The organism is Nigerium massiliense, assembly GCF_000826085.1.
GTDB lineage: Bacteria > Actinomycetota > Actinomycetes > Propionibacteriales > Propionibacteriaceae > Propioniciclava > Propioniciclava massiliense.
Genome location: NZ_CCYM01000003.1, coordinates 1116316 through 1136710, shown reverse-complemented (window position 1 = coordinate 1136710; position 20395 = coordinate 1116316). Strand labels below are relative to the sequence as shown.

Genomic DNA, 20395 nt, shown 5'->3' with positions numbered 1-20395 from the left:
GCGCGCAGAGCAACGACGAGCCTGAGCAACGACGAGCGCTGAGCAACGACGGGCGCCGCCGGGGGTCTCCCAGCGGCGTCCTTCGTCGTGGGCCTAGGAGAGGTCGATCACCACGCGCTGGGCGGACTGGTCCGCCTTCCCCTCCCAGGAGGAAAGCCCCATCGTGCCGGGCGTCCAGGAGCGGTCGCCGACGCTGACGCGACGCACGCCGAACGTGGCGGTGTTGGCGACGGCGATGTGGGCCGCCTGCCACGCATGCTTGGTCGAGCCGGTCTGCACGGTCACGCTGCTGCCCGAGCGGGTGACGGCGTCCGACTCGGGAAGCGTCTGCTTCAGGAAGGACGCCAGCCCGCCGGGGTCGCCGGCCGGGAGATCGCGGACAGCGCACGAGAAGGACGCGGGCGTCTCCCCGCTGAGCGAGCTGGCGAGCAGCCGGGCGTTCGGCACGTGCTTGTCGTAGGCGTCCGGGTAGCCGCTGCGCTGGACGGTCTGGGCGACCTGGCCGATGTCCCGGCTCTGCCAGCCGCTGACGCCGACCATGACCGCGTAGAACTGCCGGGACGCGTAATAGGGGTCCATCACCTGGGCGGCGGTTCCCCAGCCCTGCGAGGGCCGCTGCTGGAACAGGCCGAGGGAATCCCGGTCGCCGTAGTCGATGTTGTGGATGCCCGACTCCTGGTAGGCGGTCGCGAGCGCGATCGTCACCGCACGCGGTGCGAGGTTCCGCCGGCCGCCCACGCCCGCGATGATCGACGCGTAGTGCGCCTGATCGGGGTCGACCTCGACGGTTCCGCCCTGGACGGTCGCCGCGCAGCGCGGCGACCACGGCAGCGGGCGCTTCTGCGCGTTGTAGAGCACGGTCAGGCCGCCGATGAGCGCCACGCCCAGCACGAGGGCGAGCACGACGACCACCGACACCCACACGGCAGGACCACGTCGGCGCCCCCGGCCGGTTCCTCGTCGCGCCATGCTCAGTTCTTGTGCAGGGCCGCGTTGAGCTCGATGCGGCGACCCGCGCGCGGGCGGGCCTCGACCGCGCCGGTTTGGCTGTTGCGCAGGAACAGGACGTCATCGGAGCCGGACAGCTCGGCGGCCTTGACCACGGAGCCGTCCGGGAGCAGGACCTTGGTGCCGGCGGTGACGTACAGTCCCGCCTCGACGACGCAGTTGTCGCCCAGCGAGATGCCGATGCCGGCCTCGGCGCCGAGCAGGCACCCCTGACCGATGGAGACCTGCTCCTTGCCGCCGCCGGACAGGGTGCCCATGATGGACGCCCCGCCGCCGATGTCGGAACCGTCCCCGACGATGACGCCGGCCGAGATGCGGCCCTCGACCATCGACGACCCGAGCGTGCCCGCGTTGAAGTTGACGAAGCCCTCGTGCATGACCGTGGTGCCCTCGGCGAGGTGGGCGCCGAGGCGGACGCGGTCGGCGTCCCCGATGCGGACCCCGGAGGGGACGACGTAGTCGACCATGCGCGGGAACTTGTCGACGCCGAACACCGACACGTGGCCGTACGCGGCGCGCAGGGCACCGCGGATGTCCTCGAAGCCCTCGACGGGGCAGGGCCCCGCGGACGTCCACACGACGTTCGGCAGGACGCCGAAGATGCCGTCAAGGTTCAGCGATCGCGGCGCGCACAGGCGCGTGCTGAGCAGGTGGAGGCGCAGATAGGCGTCCGCGGTGTCGGCGGGCGCGGCATCCAGGTCGATCTCGGTGAAGACGACCTCCGTGTGCACCCGGCGGATGCCGTCGACGCGGATCGCTTCGGTGAGGGAGGCCGGCGCCTCGGTGTCGTCGGCGGTGCCGAGCTGCGGCTGCGGGTACCAGACGTCGAGCGTGCGGTCGGACGAATCGAGGGTGGCCAGGCCCCAGCCCCAGGCCGTGCGAGCGGAATCGGTCATGCGGGTCAGCCTACCTGTGGTCACCGAAAGGCCCGGGTCACCGATCCGTCCATGGGCGGTCGGGTGCGGCGCCCGGCCCCGACGGTGCGGACCCACATCGTGGAGGGCGGCGCGGTCGCTGGCCGCCCGGTTCCCCGGCGGCCCCACTAGGGTGATCCCCATGACGCTCGACCTCACCCAGCCCCTGCCCGGCCTGCTGGCCGCGATCGTCGACATCGAGTCGGTGAGCGGGAACGAGGCCCGCCTGGCCGATGAGGTCGAGGCCGCGTTGTCGGCGTGCGAGCACCTGAGCGTGTGGCGCGACGGCGACGCCGTGGTCGCCAGCACGAACCTGGGTCGCGCCGACCGCGTCCTCATCGCGGGGCACCTCGACACGGTGCCGGTGGCCGGCAACCTGCCGAGCCGGGTCGAGGGCGGCCTGCTCTACGGTCGTGGCGCCTGCGACATGAAGGGCGGCGTCGCCGTCCAGCTCGCGCTCGCGGCGGCGCTGGACGCCCCGCGGCACGACGTGACCTGGGTGTTCTACGACAACGAGGAGGTCGAGGCGTCCCGCAACGGACTCGGCCGCGTCGCGAACGCCCGGCCCGATCTGCTCGAGGCCGACTTCGCCGTGCTCATGGAGCCGACGTCGGCCGCGGTCGAGGGCGGTTGCCAAGGCACGCTGCGCTGCGAGATCACCACGACCGGGACGGCCGCGCACTCGGCCCGGTCGTGGAAGGGACACAACGCGATCCATGACGCCGCGGACGTCCTCGGGCGCCTGGTCTCCTACGAGCCCCGGCGCGTCGTCGTCGAAGGCCTGGAGTACCGCGAGGGTCTCAACGCGGTCGGCATCGCGGGTGGGATCGCCGGCAACGTGATCCCCGACTCCTGCACGGTGACGATCAACTTCCGGTTCGCGCCCGACCGCGACGAGGAGGACGCGAAGGGCCACGTCCGGGAGGTGTTCGAGGGCTACGACGTCGTCTTCACCGACTTCTCCCTGGGTGCCCGGCCCGGGCTCGACCGGTCGGCGGCCCGGGAATTCCTGGCCGCGGTCGGCGGGACGCCAGGCCCCAAGTACGGCTGGACCGATGTGGCTCGGTTCTCCGCGCTCGGTGTTCCCGCGGTCAACTTCGGGCCCGGTGACCCCGGCAAGGCGCACGCGGACGACGAGTTCTGCCCGCTGGCCGACCTGGACACGTGCGCGGACGCGCTCACCCGCTGGCTGAAGGGCTGAGCCGTCCTGATCGGCCGCTGGCTAGGCTGAGCCGCATGACGAAGAAGAAGGCGCGACAGCAGCAGGGCCCGGTCCTGCGGCGACGCGATCAAGTGCAGAGCACCACCACCGACCAGCGGCTGCTGCAGTCGCGCGGCGCGACCGACTGGGTGCACGCCGATCCGTGGCGGGTCATGCGCATCCAGGCGGAGTTCGTCGAGGGCTTCGGGACGCTCGCGGAGCTCGGCCCGGCGGTCAGCGTTTTCGGGTCGGCCCGGACGTCCAGCGACAGCCCGTACTTTCGGGCTGCCCAGCAGCTCGGCAAGGCGCTCGTCGAGGCCGGCTACGCGGTCATCACCGGCGGCGGTCCGGGCATCATGGAGGCCGCGAACAAGGGGGCCGTGCAGGCGGACGGCGTCTCGGTCGGGCTCGGCATCGAGCTCCCGTTCGAGGAGCGGCTGAACAAGTACGTCACCCTCGGCATCAACTTCCGCTACTTCTTCGTCCGCAAGGTGATGTTCCTCAAGTACGCGCAGGGCTTCGTCGTGATGCCCGGCGGCTTCGGGACGTTCGACGAGCTGTTCGAGGCGCTCACGCTCGTGCAGACGAAGAAGGTCACCCAGTTCCCGATCATCCTGTTCGGACGCGACTACTGGCAGGGGCTGCTCGACTGGCTGGAGAAGTCGGTGGAGGCGGACGGCTACATCGGCGACCTCGACCGCGGACTGCTGCACCTCACCGACGACGTCGACGAGGCGGTGGCGATCGTCCGGGAGCACGCCGCGAAGGTGAGCCGCGCCGAGAAGGCCGCCGCGGCGGAGAAGGAGCGCGCGGAGCGGAATGCCGCGGAGAAGGGCGACTGATGCCCGGGCTGGAGTGGGTGATCTACGCCTGCGCGGTCCTCGTCCTCGCGATCGCGGCGCTGGTCGCCGGCGGGCGGTTCCAGGGCATGCCCCCGGTCGTCACCGACGTCCCCGCCCCTGCCGAGCGCACCGGCCCCGTCACGGCAGACGAGTTGCGCGGGGTCCGCTTCGGCGTCGTCATGCGCGGCTACTCCCCGGCTCAGGTGGACGCCCTGCTCGATCGGATCGCGAACCAGCTCGTCGTGCAGGAGGCGTCCTCGCGGCAGTCGGCGGCGCGGCCCGACGCCGGGGTCGAGGACGCCGGCGACGTCGGAATCGGCGGCCCCCAGCGGGGGCGTGGCCCGGACGACCCGCCCTGGCTTGGCTGAGGTTCGCGGAGGGATCTGCGATAATGGGTCGGGTAAATGCACGCGAGATGAGAACAGAGGTAGCGCGATGGCAGCGATGAAGCCGCGAACGGGAGACGGGCCGATCGAGGTCGCCAAGGAATCTCGGGTGATCGCCATGCGGATCCCGGCCGAGGGTGGCGGACGTCTCGTGATCGAGATGAATGCGCAGGAGGCGTCGGATCTGCTCGAGGCCCTCAAGGGCGTCGTCGGCTGAGCGCACCTGCTTGCTGAACGTTGAGGCCGCCGGCTCAGGACCATCGTCCTGGCCGGCGGCCTCGTCACGTCGTCACTTCTTCTTGGACTCCTCGTGGGTGCGGATCGCGGCCTCGTAGACCCCCACGGTCTCCTGGGCGATCTTCTCCCAGCTGAACTCGGCGATGCAGCGCTCACGGCCCGCCTTGCCCATGCGTTCGGCCAGCTCGGGGTCGCGGGTGATCGTGTTGATCTTCTCGGCGAAGGTCTTCTCGAAGTTCTCGATGAACGCCGCGTCCTTCTCCTTGGCCGGGTCGTAGGGCACCAGGAGGCCGGTCTCACCGTCGACGACGACCTCGGGGATGCCGCCCACCGCGCTCGCCACGACGGGGAGTTCGCAGGCCATCGCCTCGAGGTTCACGATGCCCAGCGGCTCGTAGATCGAGGGGCAGGCGAAAACGGTGGAGTGGGTCAGCACCTGGCGCACGGACGACCGGGGCAGCATCTCCTGCACCCACGTGACGCCGCTGCGCGTCGCGTTGAGGTCGGCGAACGCCTTGTCGAACTCGGCGGCGATCTCGGGGGTGTCGGGGGCGCCGGCCAGCAGCAGCACCTGGGTGTCGGGGTCGAAGTCCTGCGCCGCGCGGACGAGGTGGATGAGGCCCTTCTGCCGCGTGATGCGGCCGACGAACGTCACGATCGGCTTGGACAGGTCGACGCCCAGGCCCTCGATGACATCGGTGTCATGGTCGGGCTTGAACTCCTCGGGGTCGATGCCGTTCTTCACCACATGGATGCGGGCCGGGTCGACGTTGGGGTACGCGTTGCGGATCGCGGGCACCATCGCCTCGCTCACCGCGATCACCGCGGACGCGTGCTCGTAGGCCGTCTTCTCCGCCCAGCTCGACACGTGGTAGCCGCCGCCGAGCTGCTCGACCTTCCACGGACGGTCGGGCTCCAGCGAGTGCGCCGTCACGACCAGCGGCTTGTCCTGGTAGACGGACGCCAGGAGCCCGGCGAACGCGACGTACCAGGTGTGGCCGTGGATGACGTCCACCTCGGGGATCGCCGCCGCCATGGAGACGTCCGCGCCGATGGTGCGGATCGCGGCGTTCGCGCCCTCGGGCCAGTCCTCGGCGTGAGCCGTCGCGCCCTCACGCTCGGCGCCCATGCACTGCACGTCGACCGAGTCGGTGAACTTGCGCAACTGCGGGACGAGCTGACCGACGTGGACGCCGGCACCGCCATAGATGAAGGGAGGGTACTCACGGGTCAGGATGGATACGCGCATGACGCGATCGTGTCACAACGCGACCCTCACGTCACCGGATTCGACGCGTCCGTCTCGGCCCCCACGCGCAAGATGAAACGAGGGGCAAGACGAGGTGACGGAATCCATGATTCCGTTGTGGACGGGCCGAAAAGACCCTAGGTTCAGAGCATGACTGACCGACCGAACGTCTTAGCACTCGTCCTGGCTGGCGGCGAGGGCAAACGGCTCATGCCCCTCACCGCCGATCGGGCCAAGCCGGCCGTCCCCTTCGGTGGCACCTACCGTCTCATCGACTTCGTCCTGTCGAACCTCGTCAACTCCGACATGACGAAGATCGCCGTCCTGACCCAGTACAAGTCCCACTCGCTCGACCGTCACATCTCCCAGACGTGGCGCATGTCGACCCTGCTCGGCAGCTACGTGACGTCCGTCCCCGCACAGCAGCGCACGGGCAAGCAGTGGTACTCCGGCAGCGCCGACGCCATCTTCCAGTCGATGAACCTGATCAAGGATGAGCAGCCCGACTACGTCGTCGTGTTCGGCGCCGACAACATCTACCGCATGGACGTCGAGGCCATGCTCCAGGCGCACATCGAATCGGGCCTCGACTGCACCGTCGCCGGCATCCGCGTCCCGCGCGCCGAGGCGTCCGCGTTCGGCATCATCGACGCCGCCGAGGACAACAAGATCAACGAGTTCCTCGAGAAGCCGGCCGACCCGCCCGGGCTGCCCGACAGCCCCGACGAGTCGTTCGCGTCCATGGGCAACTACATCTTCACGACCGAGCCCTTCGTCAAGTGCCTCTACGAGGACGCCGAGAACGAGGAGAGCAAGCACGACATGGGCGGCAGCATCGTGCCGTACTTCGTCGACCGCGGTCGCGCCCAGGTCTACGACTTCACCCTGAACGACGTTCCGGAGTCCACCGAGAAAGACCGCAACTACTGGCGCGACGTCGGCACCATCGACGCCTACCACACCGCTCATATGGATCTGGTCAGCGTCAATCCAGAGTTCAACCTGTACAACCGCAAGTGGCCGATTTTCTCCTTCCAGGAGCAGCTGCCGGGCGCGAAGTTCACGCTGCGCGGCACCGCGGAAGACTCGATCGTCTCGGCCGGCTGCATCATCTCGGGCGGTGACGTCGACCGCTCGGTGCTCTCGCCGAACGTGGTCGTCGACAAGTGGGCCAACCTCGAGGAGTCGGTGGTCTTCAGCGGCGCCCGCATCGGGCGCAACGCGGTGATCCGGCGCGCCATCCTCGACAAGCACGTCATCGTCGAGGACGGGGCCGAGGTGGGCGTCGACCGGGAGGCCGACCTCGCGCGCGGTTTCTTCGTCAGCGATGGCGGCATCACCGTGGTCTCGAAGAGCCAGCGCGTCGCGGCCCAGTAGAGCCCTCGACCGGGCAGCGAGAACCCCCGCCGGACGCGTCCGGCGGGGGTTCTCGGCGTCGAGGGCGCCCTGCTCAGGCGCGGGTCGCGACCAGCAGGCCGTCGCCGACCGGGAGCAGCAGGGGTGTGAACTCCTCCATCTCGGTCACGGCGTCCAGGGTCTCGCGGATGATGACGGTCTCGTCGTCCTCGTTCGAGGAGTCGGCGACGGCGCCGCCGGCCAGCGCGTGCCCGACGACGAGCAGGCCGCCGGAGCGCAGCAGGCGTGCGGCCTGGGCGACGTACTCGACGAACTCGAGGGGGTCGCCGTCGGCGAAGACGAGGTCGTAGGCAGCGTCCGACAGCTTCGGCAGCACGCCGAGGCCCGGCCCGGCGATCAGGCGGGCGCGGCGGGGGACGATGCCGGCCGACGTGAAGACGCGGCGGGCCTGGGTCTGGTGCTCGTTCTCCAGGTCGATGGAGGTGAGGATGCCCTCGGGGTTCATGCCGCGCAGCAGGGCGAGGCCGGAGACGCCGGCACCGGTGCCGATCTCGACGGCGGCCTTGGCGTCGAGGATGCGGGCGAGGAGCGTCAGCACAGCGGCCTCTCCCTGGGAGGCGGAGGTGACGCCCAGCTCCTGCCCGGCGCGCCGCGCCGCCTGCGCGTACTCGTCCTCGGGCACGAACTGCTCGGCGAACTGCCAGGACGCCGCTGACGGGGCGCCGACCGTACTCGGTGTTGAAGTCACAGGGGCAGCCTATCCGAACCCCTACGATGACTTTCCATGAGTCACACCGTCACCGCTGAACTCGTCGCGACCGTGCTGAGCGTGTCCGTCGAGGTCGGGCAGAAGGTCGAAGCGACCGACGAAGTCTGCCTGCTCGATTCCATGAAGATGGAGATCCCCGTGCCCGCCGACGTCGCCGGCACCGTCACCGAGGTCGTGGTCCACGCCGGCGACCATGTCCGCGATGGTGATCCGCTCGTCATCATCACCAGGGCCTAGACTGACGCCCATGCTGAATCCCCCCTTCGGCCGCGTGCTCACGGCCATGGTGACCCCGTTCCACGACGACGGCAGCGTGAACCTGGACGAGGCGCGGCGGCTGGCCGCGTACCTCGTCGACGAGCAGCGTAACGACGCGCTCGTCATCAACGGGACGACGGGGGAGTCCCCGACCACCACCGACGAGGAGAAGTTCGAGCTCCTCAAGGCCGTCGTCGCCGAGGTCGGCGACCGGGCCAAGGTCGTCGCCGGGGTCGGCACCAACGAGACCGCCGCGACGATCAAGCGCAGCCGCGAGGCCGCGGACGCCGGCGCGCACGGCCTGCTCGTCGTCACGCCCTACTACAGCAAGCCGCCGCAGGACGCCGTCGCCGAGCACTTCACGATCGTCGCCGACTCCACCGACCTGCCGGTGATGCTCTACGACATCCCGGGTCGCACCGGCATCCCGATCGATCCGCGCACGCTGGTCGAGGTCGCGAGCCATGAGCGCATCGTCGCCGTCAAGGACGCGAAGGGCGCGCTCGCCTCCTCGGCCGAGGTCATGGCCGAGACCGACCTGGCCTACTACGCCGGGGACGACGCGATGACGCTCCCGCTGCTGTCGGTGGGCGGCGTCGGGGTGGTCGGCACGTCCACCCACTTCACCGGCGCACGCACCAAGCTGATGATCGACGCCTTCCTGGCCGGCGACCTCGACGGCGCGCTGCAGGAGTACCGCCGCCTCCTGCCGGTCTACAACGGCGTGTTCGCCACCCAGGGCTGCATGCTGGTGAAGGCCGCCTTGGGCGCCCGCGGCTTCAGGCCCGGTCCGCTGCGGCGTCCGCTGAAGGCCGCCTCGGACGGCCAGCGCGACGCCTTCGTCGCGCTGTTGGACGCCGCGGGCCTGTGAACCGGGGGTAGGCGAGGCGGTCATGGACTTCAACTGGACCGAGATCATCGTCATCGGCATCCTCGCCGTCGTCATCTTCGGTCCCGAACGGCTGCCCGAGTTCGCCCGCAAGGTCGCTCGGGTCATCGCCTACTTACGCCGCATCGGCAACGACGCACGTGGCCAGCTGCGCGACGAGCTCGGGCCCGGCTTCGACGATCTGCACCTTGCCGACCTCAACCCGAAGACGTTCGTCGCCCGGCATCTATTGAGCGAGGACGAGAAGTCCGACCTGCTCGAGATCCGCGACGAGTTCGTCGAGACGCGTGAGCTGGCCCGCTCGGCCGCCGGCATCGAGAGCGGGGGCGCCTCCCGGGCGGTCCGCGCGGACGTGCAGGGCGACCGCGAGGTGTGGTCCGACGGGCCGGCCGACGACAGCGTCGACCCCGAGTTCCTGCGCGCGGTGGCCTACGACTCCGAGGCCACCTGAGCCGCCGGCGGCGACGCGGGCACGGACCCTGGCCGTCCCGGCGCGCGCCGCGCGCTACCCTCCCAGCGTGAACCCATCGTCTTCGGCCGTCTTCGTGTCGCGGATCGTGAACCTGCCCATCCTCGATCGGGGTGGCGATCAGGTCGGCAAGGTCCGCGATGTCGTCGTGCAGAACCGCACGCAACTGCGACCCCCGCGGGTGAAGGGCCTCGTCGTCGAACTGTTCGCGCGCCGGCGGGTCTTCCTCCCGATGCAGCGCGTGCACTCGATCGACGCGCAGCAGGTCATCATCTCCGGCGTCATCAACACGCGCCGATTCGAGAGTCGCGAGGGCGAGCTGCTCGTCGTGGAGGACCTCTTCGACAAGCGCGTCCGCGACCGGTCCGCGACCGCGTCCAACGTCACCATCTACGACGTCGCGATCAACCAGCCGCGGCCGCACGAGTGGGCGGTGTTCGAGGTCGCCCTGCGCGAGCAGACGGGGCGACGCCCCTTCGGGGGCAAGGGGCACGTCCGGGTCACGACCTGGCGCGACGTGCCGGACTTCTTCCTCGAGACCGGCCAGGAGAACGATCAGCTCATCGCCCGGCTGGCGGAGTTGAAGCCCGCCGACATGGCCCGCGAGCTGCACGACCTCACGCCCGAGCGGCGCGACGAGATCATCGAGGCCCTCGACGACGACGTCCTGGCCGAGGCGCTGGAGGAGCTGCCCGAGGCCGAGCAGGTGCGCGTCATCGGGCAGCTCGACACCGAGCGGGCGGCCGACGTCTTGGAAGAGATGGATCCCGACGACGCCGCTGACCTCATCGCCGAGCTGAGCCCCGACTTGGCCGAGAAGATCCTGGGCCGCATGGAGCCCGAGGACGCGGAGGACGTCCGCACCCTGCTGACCTACGACGCCGAGACGGCCGGCGGCCTGATGACCCCCGAGCCCGTCATCGTCGCCCCGGACGCGACGGTCGCCGACTGTCTGGCGCTGCTGCGGCACGAGGACAACACGCCCGCCATGGCCGCGCTCGCGTTCATCTGCCGCACCCCGCTGGAGACGCCCACCGGGCGCTTCCTCGGCGCCGTCCACATCCAACGGCTGCTGCGCGAACCACCGTCGCTGCTGGCGGCGAACCTCATCGACAACGCGATCGAACCCCTCGACCCGGAAGACGACATCGCGCACGTCAGCCGCTACTTCGCCACCTACGACCTGGTGTGCGCCCCTGTCGTGGACGACCAGAATCGGCTGCTGGGCGCCGTGACGGTCGACGACGTCCTCGACCACATCCTGCCGGACGACTGGCGGGGTGCTCAGCTCGCCGGAACGGAGGAGATCGATGTCTAACGCCAACCAGCAGCCCCGCCTCAACACGCCGGGCCGCGAGCGCACGTTCCGGCTGCTGCCGCGGTTCTCCTCGGACACGTTCGGCGAGTTCGCGGAGGGCTTCGCCCGGTTCATGGGCACCGCACGCTTCCTGATCTGGATGACCCTGTTCATCGTGATCTGGCTGGCGTGGAATACCTTCGCCCCGCCCGCGCAGCAGATCGACCCGTACCCCTACATCTTCCTCACGCTGTTGCTGTCGCTGCAGGCGTCGTACGCCGCGCCGCTGATCCTGCTGGCGCAGAACCGGCAGGAGGCCCGCGACCGGGTGAGCCTCGAGCACGACCGGGAGGTGTCCGCCCAGTCCCGCGCCGACATGGACTTCCTCGCCCGCGAGATCGCGTCCCTGCGGATGCGCGTCAACGACATGCCGACCCGCGACTTCATCCGCTCCGAGCTGCGCGACCTGATCGAGGACCTACGCGAGGACGGCGACGACGAGGGCGACGAGTCGTCGGACGAGCGCGACGAGCGCCGCGAGGAGCGGCGCCGGCGACGTTCCGAACGCTGAATCGAGCACTCTGAGGACCCGACTAGAATCGCCCCCATGTCTGCTGAGCATCCGCTGCTTCCCGCCGTCCACGCCGCGTTGGCGACCGTCAACGATCCCGAGATCCACAAACCGATCACCGAACTCGGCATGGTCGACACGGTCGAGGTGGACGAGGATGGCTACGCCCGCGTCAAGGTGCTGCTGACCATCGCGGGCTGCCCGCTGAGCAACACCATCGAGCACGACGTGCAGGCCGCGCTGCGCGAGGTGGAGGGCCTCAAGGGCCTCGACCTCGAGCTCGGCGTCATGACCGACGAGCAGCGCGCCGAGATGAAGAAGCAGCTGCGCGGCGGACTGGCCGAGCGGGAGATCCCGTTCGCGAAGCCCGACAACCTGACGCAGGTGTACCTGATCGCGTCCGGCAAGGGCGGCGTCGGTAAGTCGTCGGTCACCGTGAACCTCGCCATGGCGCTGGCCCAGCGCGGCAAGAGCGTCGGCCTCCTGGACGCCGACATCTACGGCCACTCGATCCCGCAGATGCTGGGGCTGATGGACGCCGTCCCCACCGCGTTCGACGACATGATCATGCCGGTGCCGTCCATGGGCATGAAGGTCATCTCGATGGGCATGCTGAAGGCGTCCCGCGATCAGGTGATCGCGTGGCGTGGCCCGATCCTCGACCGGGCGCTGCACCAGCTGCTCGCCGACGTGTACTGGGGCGACCTCGACTTCCTGCTGCTCGACCTGCCGCCCGGCACCGGCGACGTCGCGATGAGCCTGGGCAGCAAGCTGCCGAACGCCGAGGCGATCGTCGTCACCACGCCGCAGCAGGCCGCCGCCGAGGTGGCCGAGCGCGCCGGCACCATGGCGTCGATGATGGAGCAGCGCGTCTACGGCATCGTGGAGAACATGGCCTACCTCGACACCGAGTGCCCGCACTGCGGCCAGACGCACCGGGTCGACGTGTTCGGCTCCGGCGGCGGCGAGGAGGTCTCCCGCACGCTCACGACGCGGCTCGGCTACGACGTCCCTCTGCTCGCGCAGATCCCGCTCGATCCCGCCGTGCGGGCCGGCGGGGACGAGGGCGTCCCGCTGGTCGCCGGGGACGCCTCGCGTCCGGCCGCCAAGGCGCTGGACGAGCTGGCCGACCGGCTCGCCACCCGCAAGCGCGGGCTGGCCGGCAAGAAGCTCGGCCTGCACGTCAACTGAGCCGTCCGAGCTGGCGAGGCGGGGCGTCCGGATGGCGAGGGTCGATGCCGTGAGCACCGGGTCGGACGGCCAGGTGCGCCGCACCGTGCTGGCGGTCCCTGGATCGTCCGACCGGTTCATCGCCAAGGCGCGCACCCTCGGCGTCGACGCGGTGTTCCTCGACCTCGAGGACGCCGTGGCGCCGCACGTCAAGGAGGAGTCGCGGGCCCGCGTCGTCGCCGCGCTCAACGACCCGGCCGGGTTCGCCGCGCCGCTGGTGACGGTTCGCGTCAACGACTGGACGACCTCGTGGACGTACGGCGACGTCATCGAGGTGGTCACCGGTGCGGGCGCGCGCGTGGATGCGCTGCTGCTGCCCAAGGTGCGCTCGGCCGCGCATGTCCAGGCGCTCGACCTGCTGCTCACCCAGGTGGAACGCGCCGCCGGCCTCGCGGTGGGGCGCATCGGCATCGAGGCGCAGATCGAGGAGCCGGAAGGCTTGCTCAACGTGCGCGAGATCGCCGCGTCCAGCCCACGCCTGCAGACGCTGGTCTACGGCCCGGGCGACTTCATGGCCGCGCTCGGCATGGGCGGCCTCAACGTCGGCACGCAGCCGGCGGGTTACGAGGCGGACGCCTTCCACCACCTGCAGATGACGATCCTGGTGGCCGCCCGGGCCCACGGGCTGCAGGCCATCGACGGGCCTTTCGTCGGCGTCCGTGACCTGGAGGGGTTCCGCCGCTCGGCCCGCTCGTCCGCGGCCCTGGGCTACGACGGCAAGTGGGTGCTGCACCCCAGCCAGGTGGATGCGGGGAATGAAATCTATTCACCGAGCGCTGAAGATTTCGAGCGTGCGCAGCGCATCGCGGCGGCGTACGCGGAGTCGACTGCGGCTGCCGGTGGCGCGGTCGGGGCCATCGTCGTCGACGATGAGATGGTGGACGAGGCCGGTGTGAAACTGGCCAGGGCCGTCCTGGCTCGCGGCCGAGCGGCCGGAATGTGAAAGGAACGAGATGACCCAGCCAAACCCAGGGTTCGGCGGCGGGAACCCGCTGGCCGATCAGTCGCCCTTCAAGCTTGAATACCCGCAGTCGGTGGGGATCTTCAACACCTACGCCGAGGCGCAGAACGTTGTCGACCACCTCGCGGACGGGAACTTCCCGGTGAACAACCTGGTGATCGTCGGCACCGACCTGAAGCTGATGGAGCGCGTCACGGGGAAGAAGACGTGGGGCACCGTTCTGTCCCAGGGCGTCACGACCGGCGTCTCGACCGGCCTGCTCGTGGGCTTCCTGATGCTCATCTTCACCCCCGGGGGGAACTTCCTCGTCCTGCTGCTCACCGCGCTGGTGATCGGCGTGCTGATCGGCATCGCCTTCGCCGGTCTCGGCTACGCCCTGCAACGCGGCAAGCGTGACTTCAACTCGATCACCATGACCGTGCCGAGCCGCTTCGAGCTGTTGTGCGAACACCGGGTCGCCGCCCAGGCCCGGGAGAAGATCGCCGCGATGCCCGAGACCCGCGCCGCGGCCTTCGACCCGAACCGGCAGCGCCAGGCCTACCCGCAGCCGGGCCAGCAGGGCTACGGCCAGCAGGCCCAGCCCTACGGCCAGCCGGGCTACGGACAGACCCAGGGCTACGGCGCGGCGTCCGCCTACGGTCAGGGCGGGTACGGCCAGGGCTACCCGCAGCAGGGCCAGCAGCCTCAGCAGGGCTACGGGCAGTCTCCGCAGCAGAGCTACCAGCCTCCGCAGCAGGGGTACGGCCAGCCCGAGGCTCACGACCAGGAGGGCCAGTGGCAGCCGACCACGCAGCGGGGCGGTTCGTCGGCGGCGTTCGATCAGCGGCAGTACCGGCCGGAGGACCGCACCGCCGAGCAGTCCCGGCAGTGGGAGGCCGGCACCGACCGTCCCGTCGGCGACATCCCGCGCTCGCTGGACGACGAGGAACCGCGCTCCTGACCCCCGGTGAGGGCGGGCACACACATCACGAGGAGGCGGGAACGGCGAGAGCGCCGGTCCCGCCTCCTCGTGTCGTCGGCCCCGGGGCGACGCCTCAGGCGTCCATCATGGTGCCGGCCAGGAAGTCGGCGTAGGCCGGCAGGTCGAGTTGCCCGGAGCCCGAGACGCCGATCACGATGACCTCCTCGGAGCCCTCCTCCTTCGCCTGGCGGGCGCGGCGGACGGCGCCGGCGATGGCGTGGTTCGACTCCGACGCCGGGACGATGCCCTCGGTGCGGCTGAACAGGACGCCGGCCTCGAACGCCTCGCGCTGGCCCAGCGCGATCGCCGACAAGAGCCCGGAGTCGTAGGCGTGCGAGACCAGCGGCGCCATGCCGTGGAAGCGCAGCCCGCCCGCGTGCACCGGCGACGGCACGAAGTCGGCGCCGAGCGTGTACATCTTCAGCAGCGGGGTGAGCCCCGCGACGTCGCCGTGGTCGTAGCGGTACTCGCCCTGGGTCAGCGACGGCGCCGCCGCGGGTTCGCAGGCCACGATCTGGGTCTGCGCGCGGCCTTCGAGGTTCTCCCGGATGAACGGGAACGCGATGCCGGCGAGGTTCGACCCGCCGCCCGCGCAGGCGAACAGGTAGTCGGGACGCGCCTCGTCGAAGGCGTCCAGCTGCTTGAGGGCCTCCTGGCCGATGATCGTCTGGTGCAGGGCCACGTGGTTGAGCACGGAGCCCAGCGAGTACGATGCGTTCGGGTCCTTCGCGGCCTCCTCCACGGCTTCCGAGATCGCCATGCCGAGCGAGCCAGGGGTGTCGGGGAAGCGGCGCTGCATCTCGCGGCCCGCGTCCGTGGTGTCGGACGGGCTCGGGGTGACGGTGGCGCCGAACGTCTGCATCAGCATGCGGCGGTACGGCTTGCCCTCGTAGGTGCTGCGCACCTGGAACACGTCGCACGCCAGGCCGAACGTCTCGGCGGCGAACGCGAGCGCGGAGCCCCACTGGCCGGCGCCGGTCTCGGTGGTGAGCCGCGTGCGCCCGGCGAGCTTGTTGTAGTAGGCCTGCGGGACCGCGGAGTTCGTCTTGTGCGAGCCGACCGGCGAGGCCCCCTCGTACTTGTAGTAGATGCGGGCGGGCGTCTCGAGCGCAGCCTCCAGCCGGCGGGCCCGGTACAACGGGGACGGCCGCCACAGCCGGTAGACCTCGCGCACCGCGGCCGGGATCTCGATCCAGCGCTCGGTGCTGGCCTCCTGCTCGATCAGCCCCATCGGGAAGATCGCCGCCAGGTCGTCGGGAGCCAGGGGCTCCCTCGTCGCCGGGTTCAGCGGGGGTGGGGGAGGGGTCGGGAAGTCCGCCACGATGTTGTACCAGTGCGTGGGGATCTCCGACTCGTCGAGAACGACCTTGGTCACGTTGTCAGCCACGCCTGCATCGTAGAGGGGACGCCCTGCGGCCGGTGGGCGGCTTCACCATGCGGGAGCCGCGGCGTCCTCAGAGCCAGCGCCTGCGGCGGAAGTACAGCCAGACCAGCAGCATGCCGGTGGCCATCACGCCGAGCACCACGAAGTAGCCGTACTTGGTGTGCAGCTCGGGCATGTTGTCGAAGTTCATCCCGTAGATGGCGCCGATCAGCGTCGGCACCGCCAGCATCGCCACCGCCGCGGAGATCTTGCGCATGTCCTGGTTGTCGGCCACGGACGTGCGGGTGAGCGCGGCGCTCAGCACCGACGTCAGCACCTCGTCGAGCGACGCGATGCTCTCGCGCGTGGCCAGCAGGTGGTCGCCGAGCTCGCGGAAGTAGGCGCGCGCGTCCTCGGGGATGGCGGGGAAGGGGCGGGTCTGCAACACCGTCAACGGCGCCTGCAGCGGATGCACGGTGCGCTTGAACTCGATGAGCTCGCGCTTGAGTTGGTAGGGCCGCTCGATCTCGTGGGTGCCGTCCTTGGCGAAGACGGCCGCCTCGACCTCTCCGACGTCGGTCTCCATCTCGCGGCCTGTCTCCGCGAAGTCGTCGATGACGAGGTCGAGCACCCGGTACAGGACCCGCCAGGGGCCCATCTCCATCTCGGCGCGGTCGCTCTCGAACCCGCGGCGCAGGTTGCGCATCTGCGGGCGGCCGCCCTTGCGCACCGTGATGACGTACCAGGACCCGAGGAACACCATGATCTCGCCGGTCGACACGATCTCGGACGTCTCGGTCAGCTTGTCGTGCTCCACGTAGTCGACGGTGGAGATGACCATGAACAGGCTGTCGTCGAACGCCTCCAGCTTCGAGCGCTTGTGGCCTTCGATGACGTCCTCGCTGGCCAGTTCGTGCAACTCGAACAGCATCGCGACGTCGTCCATGAGTTCCTCGGACGGGTCGCGCAGCCCGAGCCAGACGTAGCCCGCGTCGGAGCGGGCGCTCTCGACGGCGTGCCGGAAGTCGTCGGTCGGCTGCCGCCGTCCGTCCGCGTACCACGCCCAGCTCACGCCCGGCCGCTCGGTCAGCTGGTAGGCGTTCTGCCTGGCTGCGCGCGCATGGCTGCTCGACGCCATGGCCCTTCCTTTCGAGTCAGGGCAACAGGCGTGCCATCCACTCTTCGACGGCGTCCGGCTCGCGGGGCAGCTTGTCGGACAGGATTCGGGGCTCGTCGTCGGTGATGAGGATGTCGTCCTCGATGCGGACGCCGATGCCGCGCAACTCGGGCGGAACCATCAGGTCGGTCGACTTGAAGTAGATCCCCGGTTCCACCGTGATGACCATACCGGGACGCAGCGTCCCGTGCCGGTACTGCTCGTTGCGCGCCTGGGCGCAGTCGTGGACGTCCATGCCGAGGTGGTGGGACGTCCCGTGCACCATCCAGCGCCGGTGATGTCCGCCGCGCGTCGGGTCGAGGGACTGCTCGACGTCCACGGGAAGGATGCCCCACTCGTGCAGGTACGTCGCGACCACCCGGATCGCCGCGTCGTGCACGTCGGAGAAGGTCGCCCCGGCGCGCGCCGCGGCCATGCCGGCGCGCTGGGCGTCGAGGACGGCCTCGTAGACCTTGCGCTGCTCGGGCGAGTAGGTGCCCGTGACGGGGAGGGTGCGGGTGATGTCGGCGGTGTAGAGGCTGTCGAGCTCGATGCCGGCGTCGATGAGGATCATGTCGCCGGGCCGGACGTCGCCGTCGTTGCGGATCCAGTGCAGCGTGTTCGCGTGGTCGCCGGCCGCGGCGATCGAGTCGTAGCCGACGGCGTTGCCGGCGTGCCGGGCGTGCAGGCCGAAGACGCCCTCGACCCACCGCTCGCCACGCCCCTTGGCGACGGCCTGCGGGAACTCCCGGACGACCGCCTCGAACGCCTCTGCGGTGGCGTCGCACGCCGCCTGCAGCTCCGCGATCTCGAAGTCGTCCTTGGTCAGGCGCAGTTCGGAGACCATGGTGGCCAGCTCGGCGTCCGCCTGCGGGTCACGCTCGGAGCCGGCGGCGCGAGCGACCTCGTCGACCAGCGCGGTGACGGGGGCGTCCACGTCGCGGAGCACCCGGACGCCGGCGATCGATCCGGTGTCGGCCAGGTCGACGGGCAGTTCGCCGAGGTGGCGGCAGCCGAGCCCGGTCAAGGCCTCCATCTCCTCCAGCGACTCGCGCTGGCCCACCCACATCTCGCCGTAGCGGGCGTCGGCGTAGAACTCGGGGTCGGTCCGCGGCGCGCGGGGCCGGAAGTAGAGGACGTCCTCGTGGCCCTCCCCGGTCGGCTCGATCACCAGGACGGCGTCCGGCTCGCGGTCGGTGCCCAGCCCGGTGAGGTGGGCGAACGCGGTGTGCGCCCGGTAGCGGTAGTCGGTGTCGTTGGAGCGGGTCCTCAGCGGTCCCGCCGGGATGACGATGCGCTCGCCCGGGAAGGCGGCGGCGACGGCGTCCCTGCGCGCCACTGCGGCCTCGGCCGCGGGCAGCCGCTCGGGCAGCGTCGTGTCGTAGGGCGCCCAGTTCTGCGGGATGAACTCGACGAACGCCTCCGAAAAGGGCTGTTGCCGGTTGTCGAGCTTGGGGGGCTGCTTCTTGCTCGTCATCAGTTACGTCTCCTTCGAGCGACTCGCGCGTTCCGCCGTCCAACGTACTCCGCCCTCCCCGTGGTGACGGGGAGGGCGGATCGGACGGAGGTGCCGGTCAGCTGTTCCAGCGCAGGATGGCCCACGACTCCTTCTCGCGGCCCAGCACCGAGACGCTGGCGACCTCGACGGGGAAGCTCTGGCCGAAGATGATCGGGAAGTCGAGCCAGCTGAGCGCCAGCACGCGGGAGCTGTGCCCGTGGCCGAAGCAGATGGCCTTGTCGACGCCGGACTCGCGGACGCGGCGCACGACGTGCGTCAGCCGGGCGCGCACCTGTTCGGCGCTCTCGCCGTTCGGGCAGCCGTTGAACCAGATGCGCCAACCCGGGTGGTGTTCCTTGCGGATGGTCTTGCTGGTGAGGCCCTCGTAGTCGCCGTAGTTCCACTCCTGGAGGTCGTCGTCGATCTCGAAGTCGGTGAAGCCGGCGTAGCGGGCGGTCTGCTGGGCGCGGGTGCGGGGGCTGGAGAGGACGAGGCCGAACTCAGCGGGATCGAGGCGGTCGCGCAGGGACTTCGCCTGCTCGACGCCGTGCTCGGTCAGTTCCAGGTCGGTCACCGAGGTGTGCTGGCCCGACTTGCTCCATTCGGTCTCCCCGTGCCGGACGAGGTAGAGGTCTGTCATGGGACCATCTTCGCCTGAACCGGCCCGTTTCCGCACCTGTTGCGGACGCTAGAGTGGCGGTTCAGCGGTTCGAACGGCGGACGAGGAGAGGACGCACCATGAAGGCTGCTCCGCAAGCACAGCGACGGCTCCTGGATCTTCAGGCGCTCGACACGAACCTCGCCCAGCTGGAGCATCGCCGCCGGACCCTGCCCGAACTGAAGGAGATCGCCGGCGCGCAGGGGCGCCGGACGGCGCTGTCGGAGGAGATCGTCGCCGCCCGCACCCGCAGCTCCGACCTGGAGGGTGAGCTCGCGAAAGCGGAGGCAGACCTCGTCCCCGTCCGAGAGCGGTTGGCCCGTAACCAAAAGCGCGTGGACGACGGGTCGGTCAGCGACCCCAAGGCGCTGCGCTCGATGACCGAGGAGATCGAGCACCTGCACCGGCGCATCTCCGACCTCGAGGATGCCCAGCTCGAGGTGATGGAGCGCTCCGAGGCCGCCCAGGGTGAACTCGCGGAGCTCACCGAGCGTCGGGCGTCCGACGACGCCGGCCTGCGAGATCTGGTGGCGCGGCGGGACGAGGCGTTCGCGACCATCGACGCCGACATCGCGGAGCGCACGCTCGAGCGGGGCGCCGTCGCCGCCGAGCTGCCCGCGGACCTCTTGGCCCTCTACACGAAGATCGCCGCGAAGGGGGGCGGTGTCGGGGCGGCCGAACTGCAGCACGGCCGCTGCGGCGGCTGCCAGCTCGAGGCCAACAGCGCCGATCTGAACCGCTACCGGGCGGCCGCGCCCGACGACGTCCTGCGGTGCGAGGAGTGCAACCGCATCCTGGTGCGCACCGGCGAATCGGGGCTGTGAGCCGAGCGTCCGTGACCGAACCGTTGGGGCGAGGCACTTTCGTTGTGGCCCCCGGTTAGGGAGGATGGGGCCGTGACTGAGCAGAGCAGCAACACCGATCCCGCCAACGACGCCCGCCCGCAGGCGACGGGCATGCATGGCGAGCCCGCCGAGCCGATGGACGACCGCGCCGGCCGCGAGCGCCCCGCCGAGGAGTCCGAGCAGGACGGCATGCCCGCGCCGGCGATCGCCGGTGAACAGGACACCCGCGTGACGCGTCCCACCCAGGACCCGACCGGCCCCGTCTCCGAGCGCTGAC

The 20395-nt window shown here is 70.3% G+C and carries 22 protein-coding genes and 1 pseudogene; 15 read left to right on the top strand and 8 right to left on the bottom strand.

What is annotated here, in order from left to right:
• Nucleotides 1-93: 93 nt before the first annotated feature.
• Nucleotides 94-969, bottom strand: a complete 876-nt coding sequence (locus BN1187_RS11735) for a hypothetical protein (RefSeq protein WP_040161937.1) — start codon at nt 967-969, stop codon at nt 94-96.
• A gap of 2 nt (nt 970-971) precedes the next feature.
• Nucleotides 972-1904, bottom strand: a complete 933-nt coding sequence (gene dapD / locus BN1187_RS11730; protein WP_040161934.1) for a 2,3,4,5-tetrahydropyridine-2,6-dicarboxylate N-succinyltransferase — start codon at nt 1902-1904, stop codon at nt 972-974.
• Nucleotides 1905-2064: 160 nt separating this feature from the next.
• Here dapD and dapE point away from each other — a divergent pair, with 160 nt between their 5' ends.
• From dapE to BN1187_RS11710, 4 genes are all read left to right on the top strand, one after another.
• A complete protein-coding gene (dapE, locus tag BN1187_RS11725) occupies nt 2065-3123 on the top strand; it encodes a succinyl-diaminopimelate desuccinylase (protein ID WP_040161931.1) in 1059 nt (352 codons plus the stop codon).
• 35 nt (nt 3124-3158) lie between these two features.
• Entirely contained in the window at nt 3159-3965 is an 807-nt protein-coding gene (locus BN1187_RS11720; RefSeq protein WP_052462641.1) for an LOG family protein, read from the top strand.
• Entirely contained in the window at nt 3965-4333 is a 369-nt protein-coding gene (locus tag BN1187_RS11715) for a DivIVA domain-containing protein (protein ID WP_072042060.1), read from the top strand. Before BN1187_RS11720 ends, BN1187_RS11715 begins: the two co-directional genes overlap by 1 nt.
• 67 nt (nt 4334-4400) lie before the next feature.
• On the top strand, nt 4401-4568 hold the full coding sequence (locus tag BN1187_RS11710; protein WP_072042059.1) for a DUF3117 domain-containing protein: 168 nt from the start codon (nt 4401-4403) through the stop codon (nt 4566-4568).
• A gap of 72 nt (nt 4569-4640) precedes the next feature.
• Here BN1187_RS11710 and glgA read toward each other — a convergent pair whose 3' ends face one another.
• Nucleotides 4641-5837, bottom strand: coding sequence for a glycogen synthase (gene glgA / locus BN1187_RS11705; protein WP_040161928.1), 1197 nt, complete (start codon nt 5835-5837; stop codon nt 4641-4643).
• 150 nt (nt 5838-5987) lie between these two features.
• Between glgA and glgC the strand changes: the two genes are divergently transcribed.
• Nucleotides 5988-7214 (top strand): glucose-1-phosphate adenylyltransferase, encoded by a 1227-nt coding sequence (glgC, locus tag BN1187_RS11700; RefSeq protein ID WP_040161926.1) that lies wholly within the window; start codon nt 5988-5990, stop codon nt 7212-7214.
• 73 nt (nt 7215-7287) lie between these two features.
• Here glgC and BN1187_RS11695 read toward each other — a convergent pair whose 3' ends face one another.
• Nucleotides 7288-7941, bottom strand: a complete 654-nt coding sequence (locus BN1187_RS11695) for an O-methyltransferase (RefSeq protein ID WP_040161923.1) — start codon at nt 7939-7941, stop codon at nt 7288-7290.
• A gap of 36 nt (nt 7942-7977) precedes the next feature.
• Here BN1187_RS11695 and BN1187_RS11690 point away from each other — a divergent pair, with 36 nt between their 5' ends.
• The 8 genes and pseudogenes from BN1187_RS11690 to BN1187_RS13905 form a co-directional block, all read left to right on the top strand.
• On the top strand, nt 7978-8199 hold the full coding sequence (locus BN1187_RS11690; protein ID WP_040161920.1) for a biotin/lipoyl-binding carrier protein: 222 nt from the start codon (nt 7978-7980) through the stop codon (nt 8197-8199).
• A 10-nt stretch (nt 8200-8209) separates the two neighbouring features.
• On the top strand, nt 8210-9091 hold the full coding sequence (gene dapA / locus BN1187_RS11685; protein WP_040161918.1) for a 4-hydroxy-tetrahydrodipicolinate synthase: 882 nt from the start codon (nt 8210-8212) through the stop codon (nt 9089-9091).
• A 22-nt stretch (nt 9092-9113) separates the two neighbouring features.
• The gene (locus tag BN1187_RS11680; protein WP_052462640.1) at nt 9114-9560 is read left to right on the top strand and encodes a sec-independent translocase; all 447 of its coding nucleotides are present in this window, start codon (nt 9114-9116) and stop codon (nt 9558-9560) included.
• Between the two features lie 67 nt (nt 9561-9627).
• Entirely contained in the window at nt 9628-10896 is a 1269-nt protein-coding gene (locus BN1187_RS11675) for a magnesium transporter MgtE N-terminal domain-containing protein (RefSeq protein ID WP_052462639.1), read from the top strand.
• On the top strand, nt 10889-11446 hold the full coding sequence (locus BN1187_RS11670; protein ID WP_040161913.1) for a DUF1003 domain-containing protein: 558 nt from the start codon (nt 10889-10891) through the stop codon (nt 11444-11446). Before BN1187_RS11675 ends, BN1187_RS11670 begins: the two co-directional genes overlap by 8 nt.
• A 36-nt stretch (nt 11447-11482) precedes the next feature.
• Nucleotides 11483-12637, top strand: coding sequence for an Mrp/NBP35 family ATP-binding protein (locus tag BN1187_RS11665; RefSeq protein WP_040161912.1), 1155 nt, complete (start codon nt 11483-11485; stop codon nt 12635-12637).
• A gap of 49 nt (nt 12638-12686) precedes the next feature.
• Entirely contained in the window at nt 12687-13619 is a 933-nt protein-coding gene (locus BN1187_RS11660; RefSeq protein ID WP_040161910.1) for an HpcH/HpaI aldolase/citrate lyase family protein, read from the top strand.
• Nucleotides 13620-13629: 10 nt separating this feature from the next.
• A pseudogene (locus BN1187_RS13905) lies at nt 13630-14154 on the top strand (general stress protein); the annotation flags it as partial.
• A 517-nt stretch (nt 14155-14671) separates the two neighbouring features.
• Here the strand turns inward: BN1187_RS13905 and BN1187_RS11650 are convergent.
• From BN1187_RS11650 to BN1187_RS11635, 4 genes are all read right to left on the bottom strand, one after another.
• Nucleotides 14672-15985: a TrpB-like pyridoxal phosphate-dependent enzyme gene (locus BN1187_RS11650; RefSeq protein WP_040161908.1), complete on the bottom strand. Its 1314-nt coding sequence runs from the start codon at nt 15983-15985 to the stop codon at nt 14672-14674.
• Between the two features lie 67 nt (nt 15986-16052).
• Nucleotides 16053-17099, bottom strand: coding sequence for a magnesium and cobalt transport protein CorA (locus BN1187_RS11645; RefSeq protein WP_052462637.1), 1047 nt, complete (start codon nt 17097-17099; stop codon nt 16053-16055).
• A gap of 16 nt (nt 17100-17115) precedes the next feature.
• Nucleotides 17116-18594 (bottom strand): aminopeptidase P family protein, encoded by a 1479-nt coding sequence (locus BN1187_RS11640; RefSeq protein ID WP_040161905.1) that lies wholly within the window; start codon nt 18592-18594, stop codon nt 17116-17118.
• Between the two features lie 97 nt (nt 18595-18691).
• A complete protein-coding gene (locus tag BN1187_RS11635; protein WP_040161902.1) occupies nt 18692-19255 on the bottom strand; it encodes a histidine phosphatase family protein in 564 nt (187 codons plus the stop codon).
• 98 nt (nt 19256-19353) lie between these two features.
• Here BN1187_RS11635 and BN1187_RS11630 point away from each other — a divergent pair, with 98 nt between their 5' ends.
• Both BN1187_RS11630 and BN1187_RS11625 read left to right on the top strand, forming a co-directional pair.
• Nucleotides 19354-20097, top strand: a complete 744-nt coding sequence (locus tag BN1187_RS11630) for a zinc ribbon domain-containing protein (RefSeq protein WP_040161899.1) — start codon at nt 19354-19356, stop codon at nt 20095-20097.
• A gap of 72 nt (nt 20098-20169) precedes the next feature.
• Nucleotides 20170-20394 carry a hypothetical protein gene (locus BN1187_RS11625; protein WP_040161896.1) on the top strand — a complete coding sequence of 75 codons (225 nt, stop codon included), beginning with the start codon at nt 20170-20172 and terminating at the stop codon, nt 20392-20394.
• The last annotated feature ends 1 nt before the right edge of the window (nt 20395 follow it).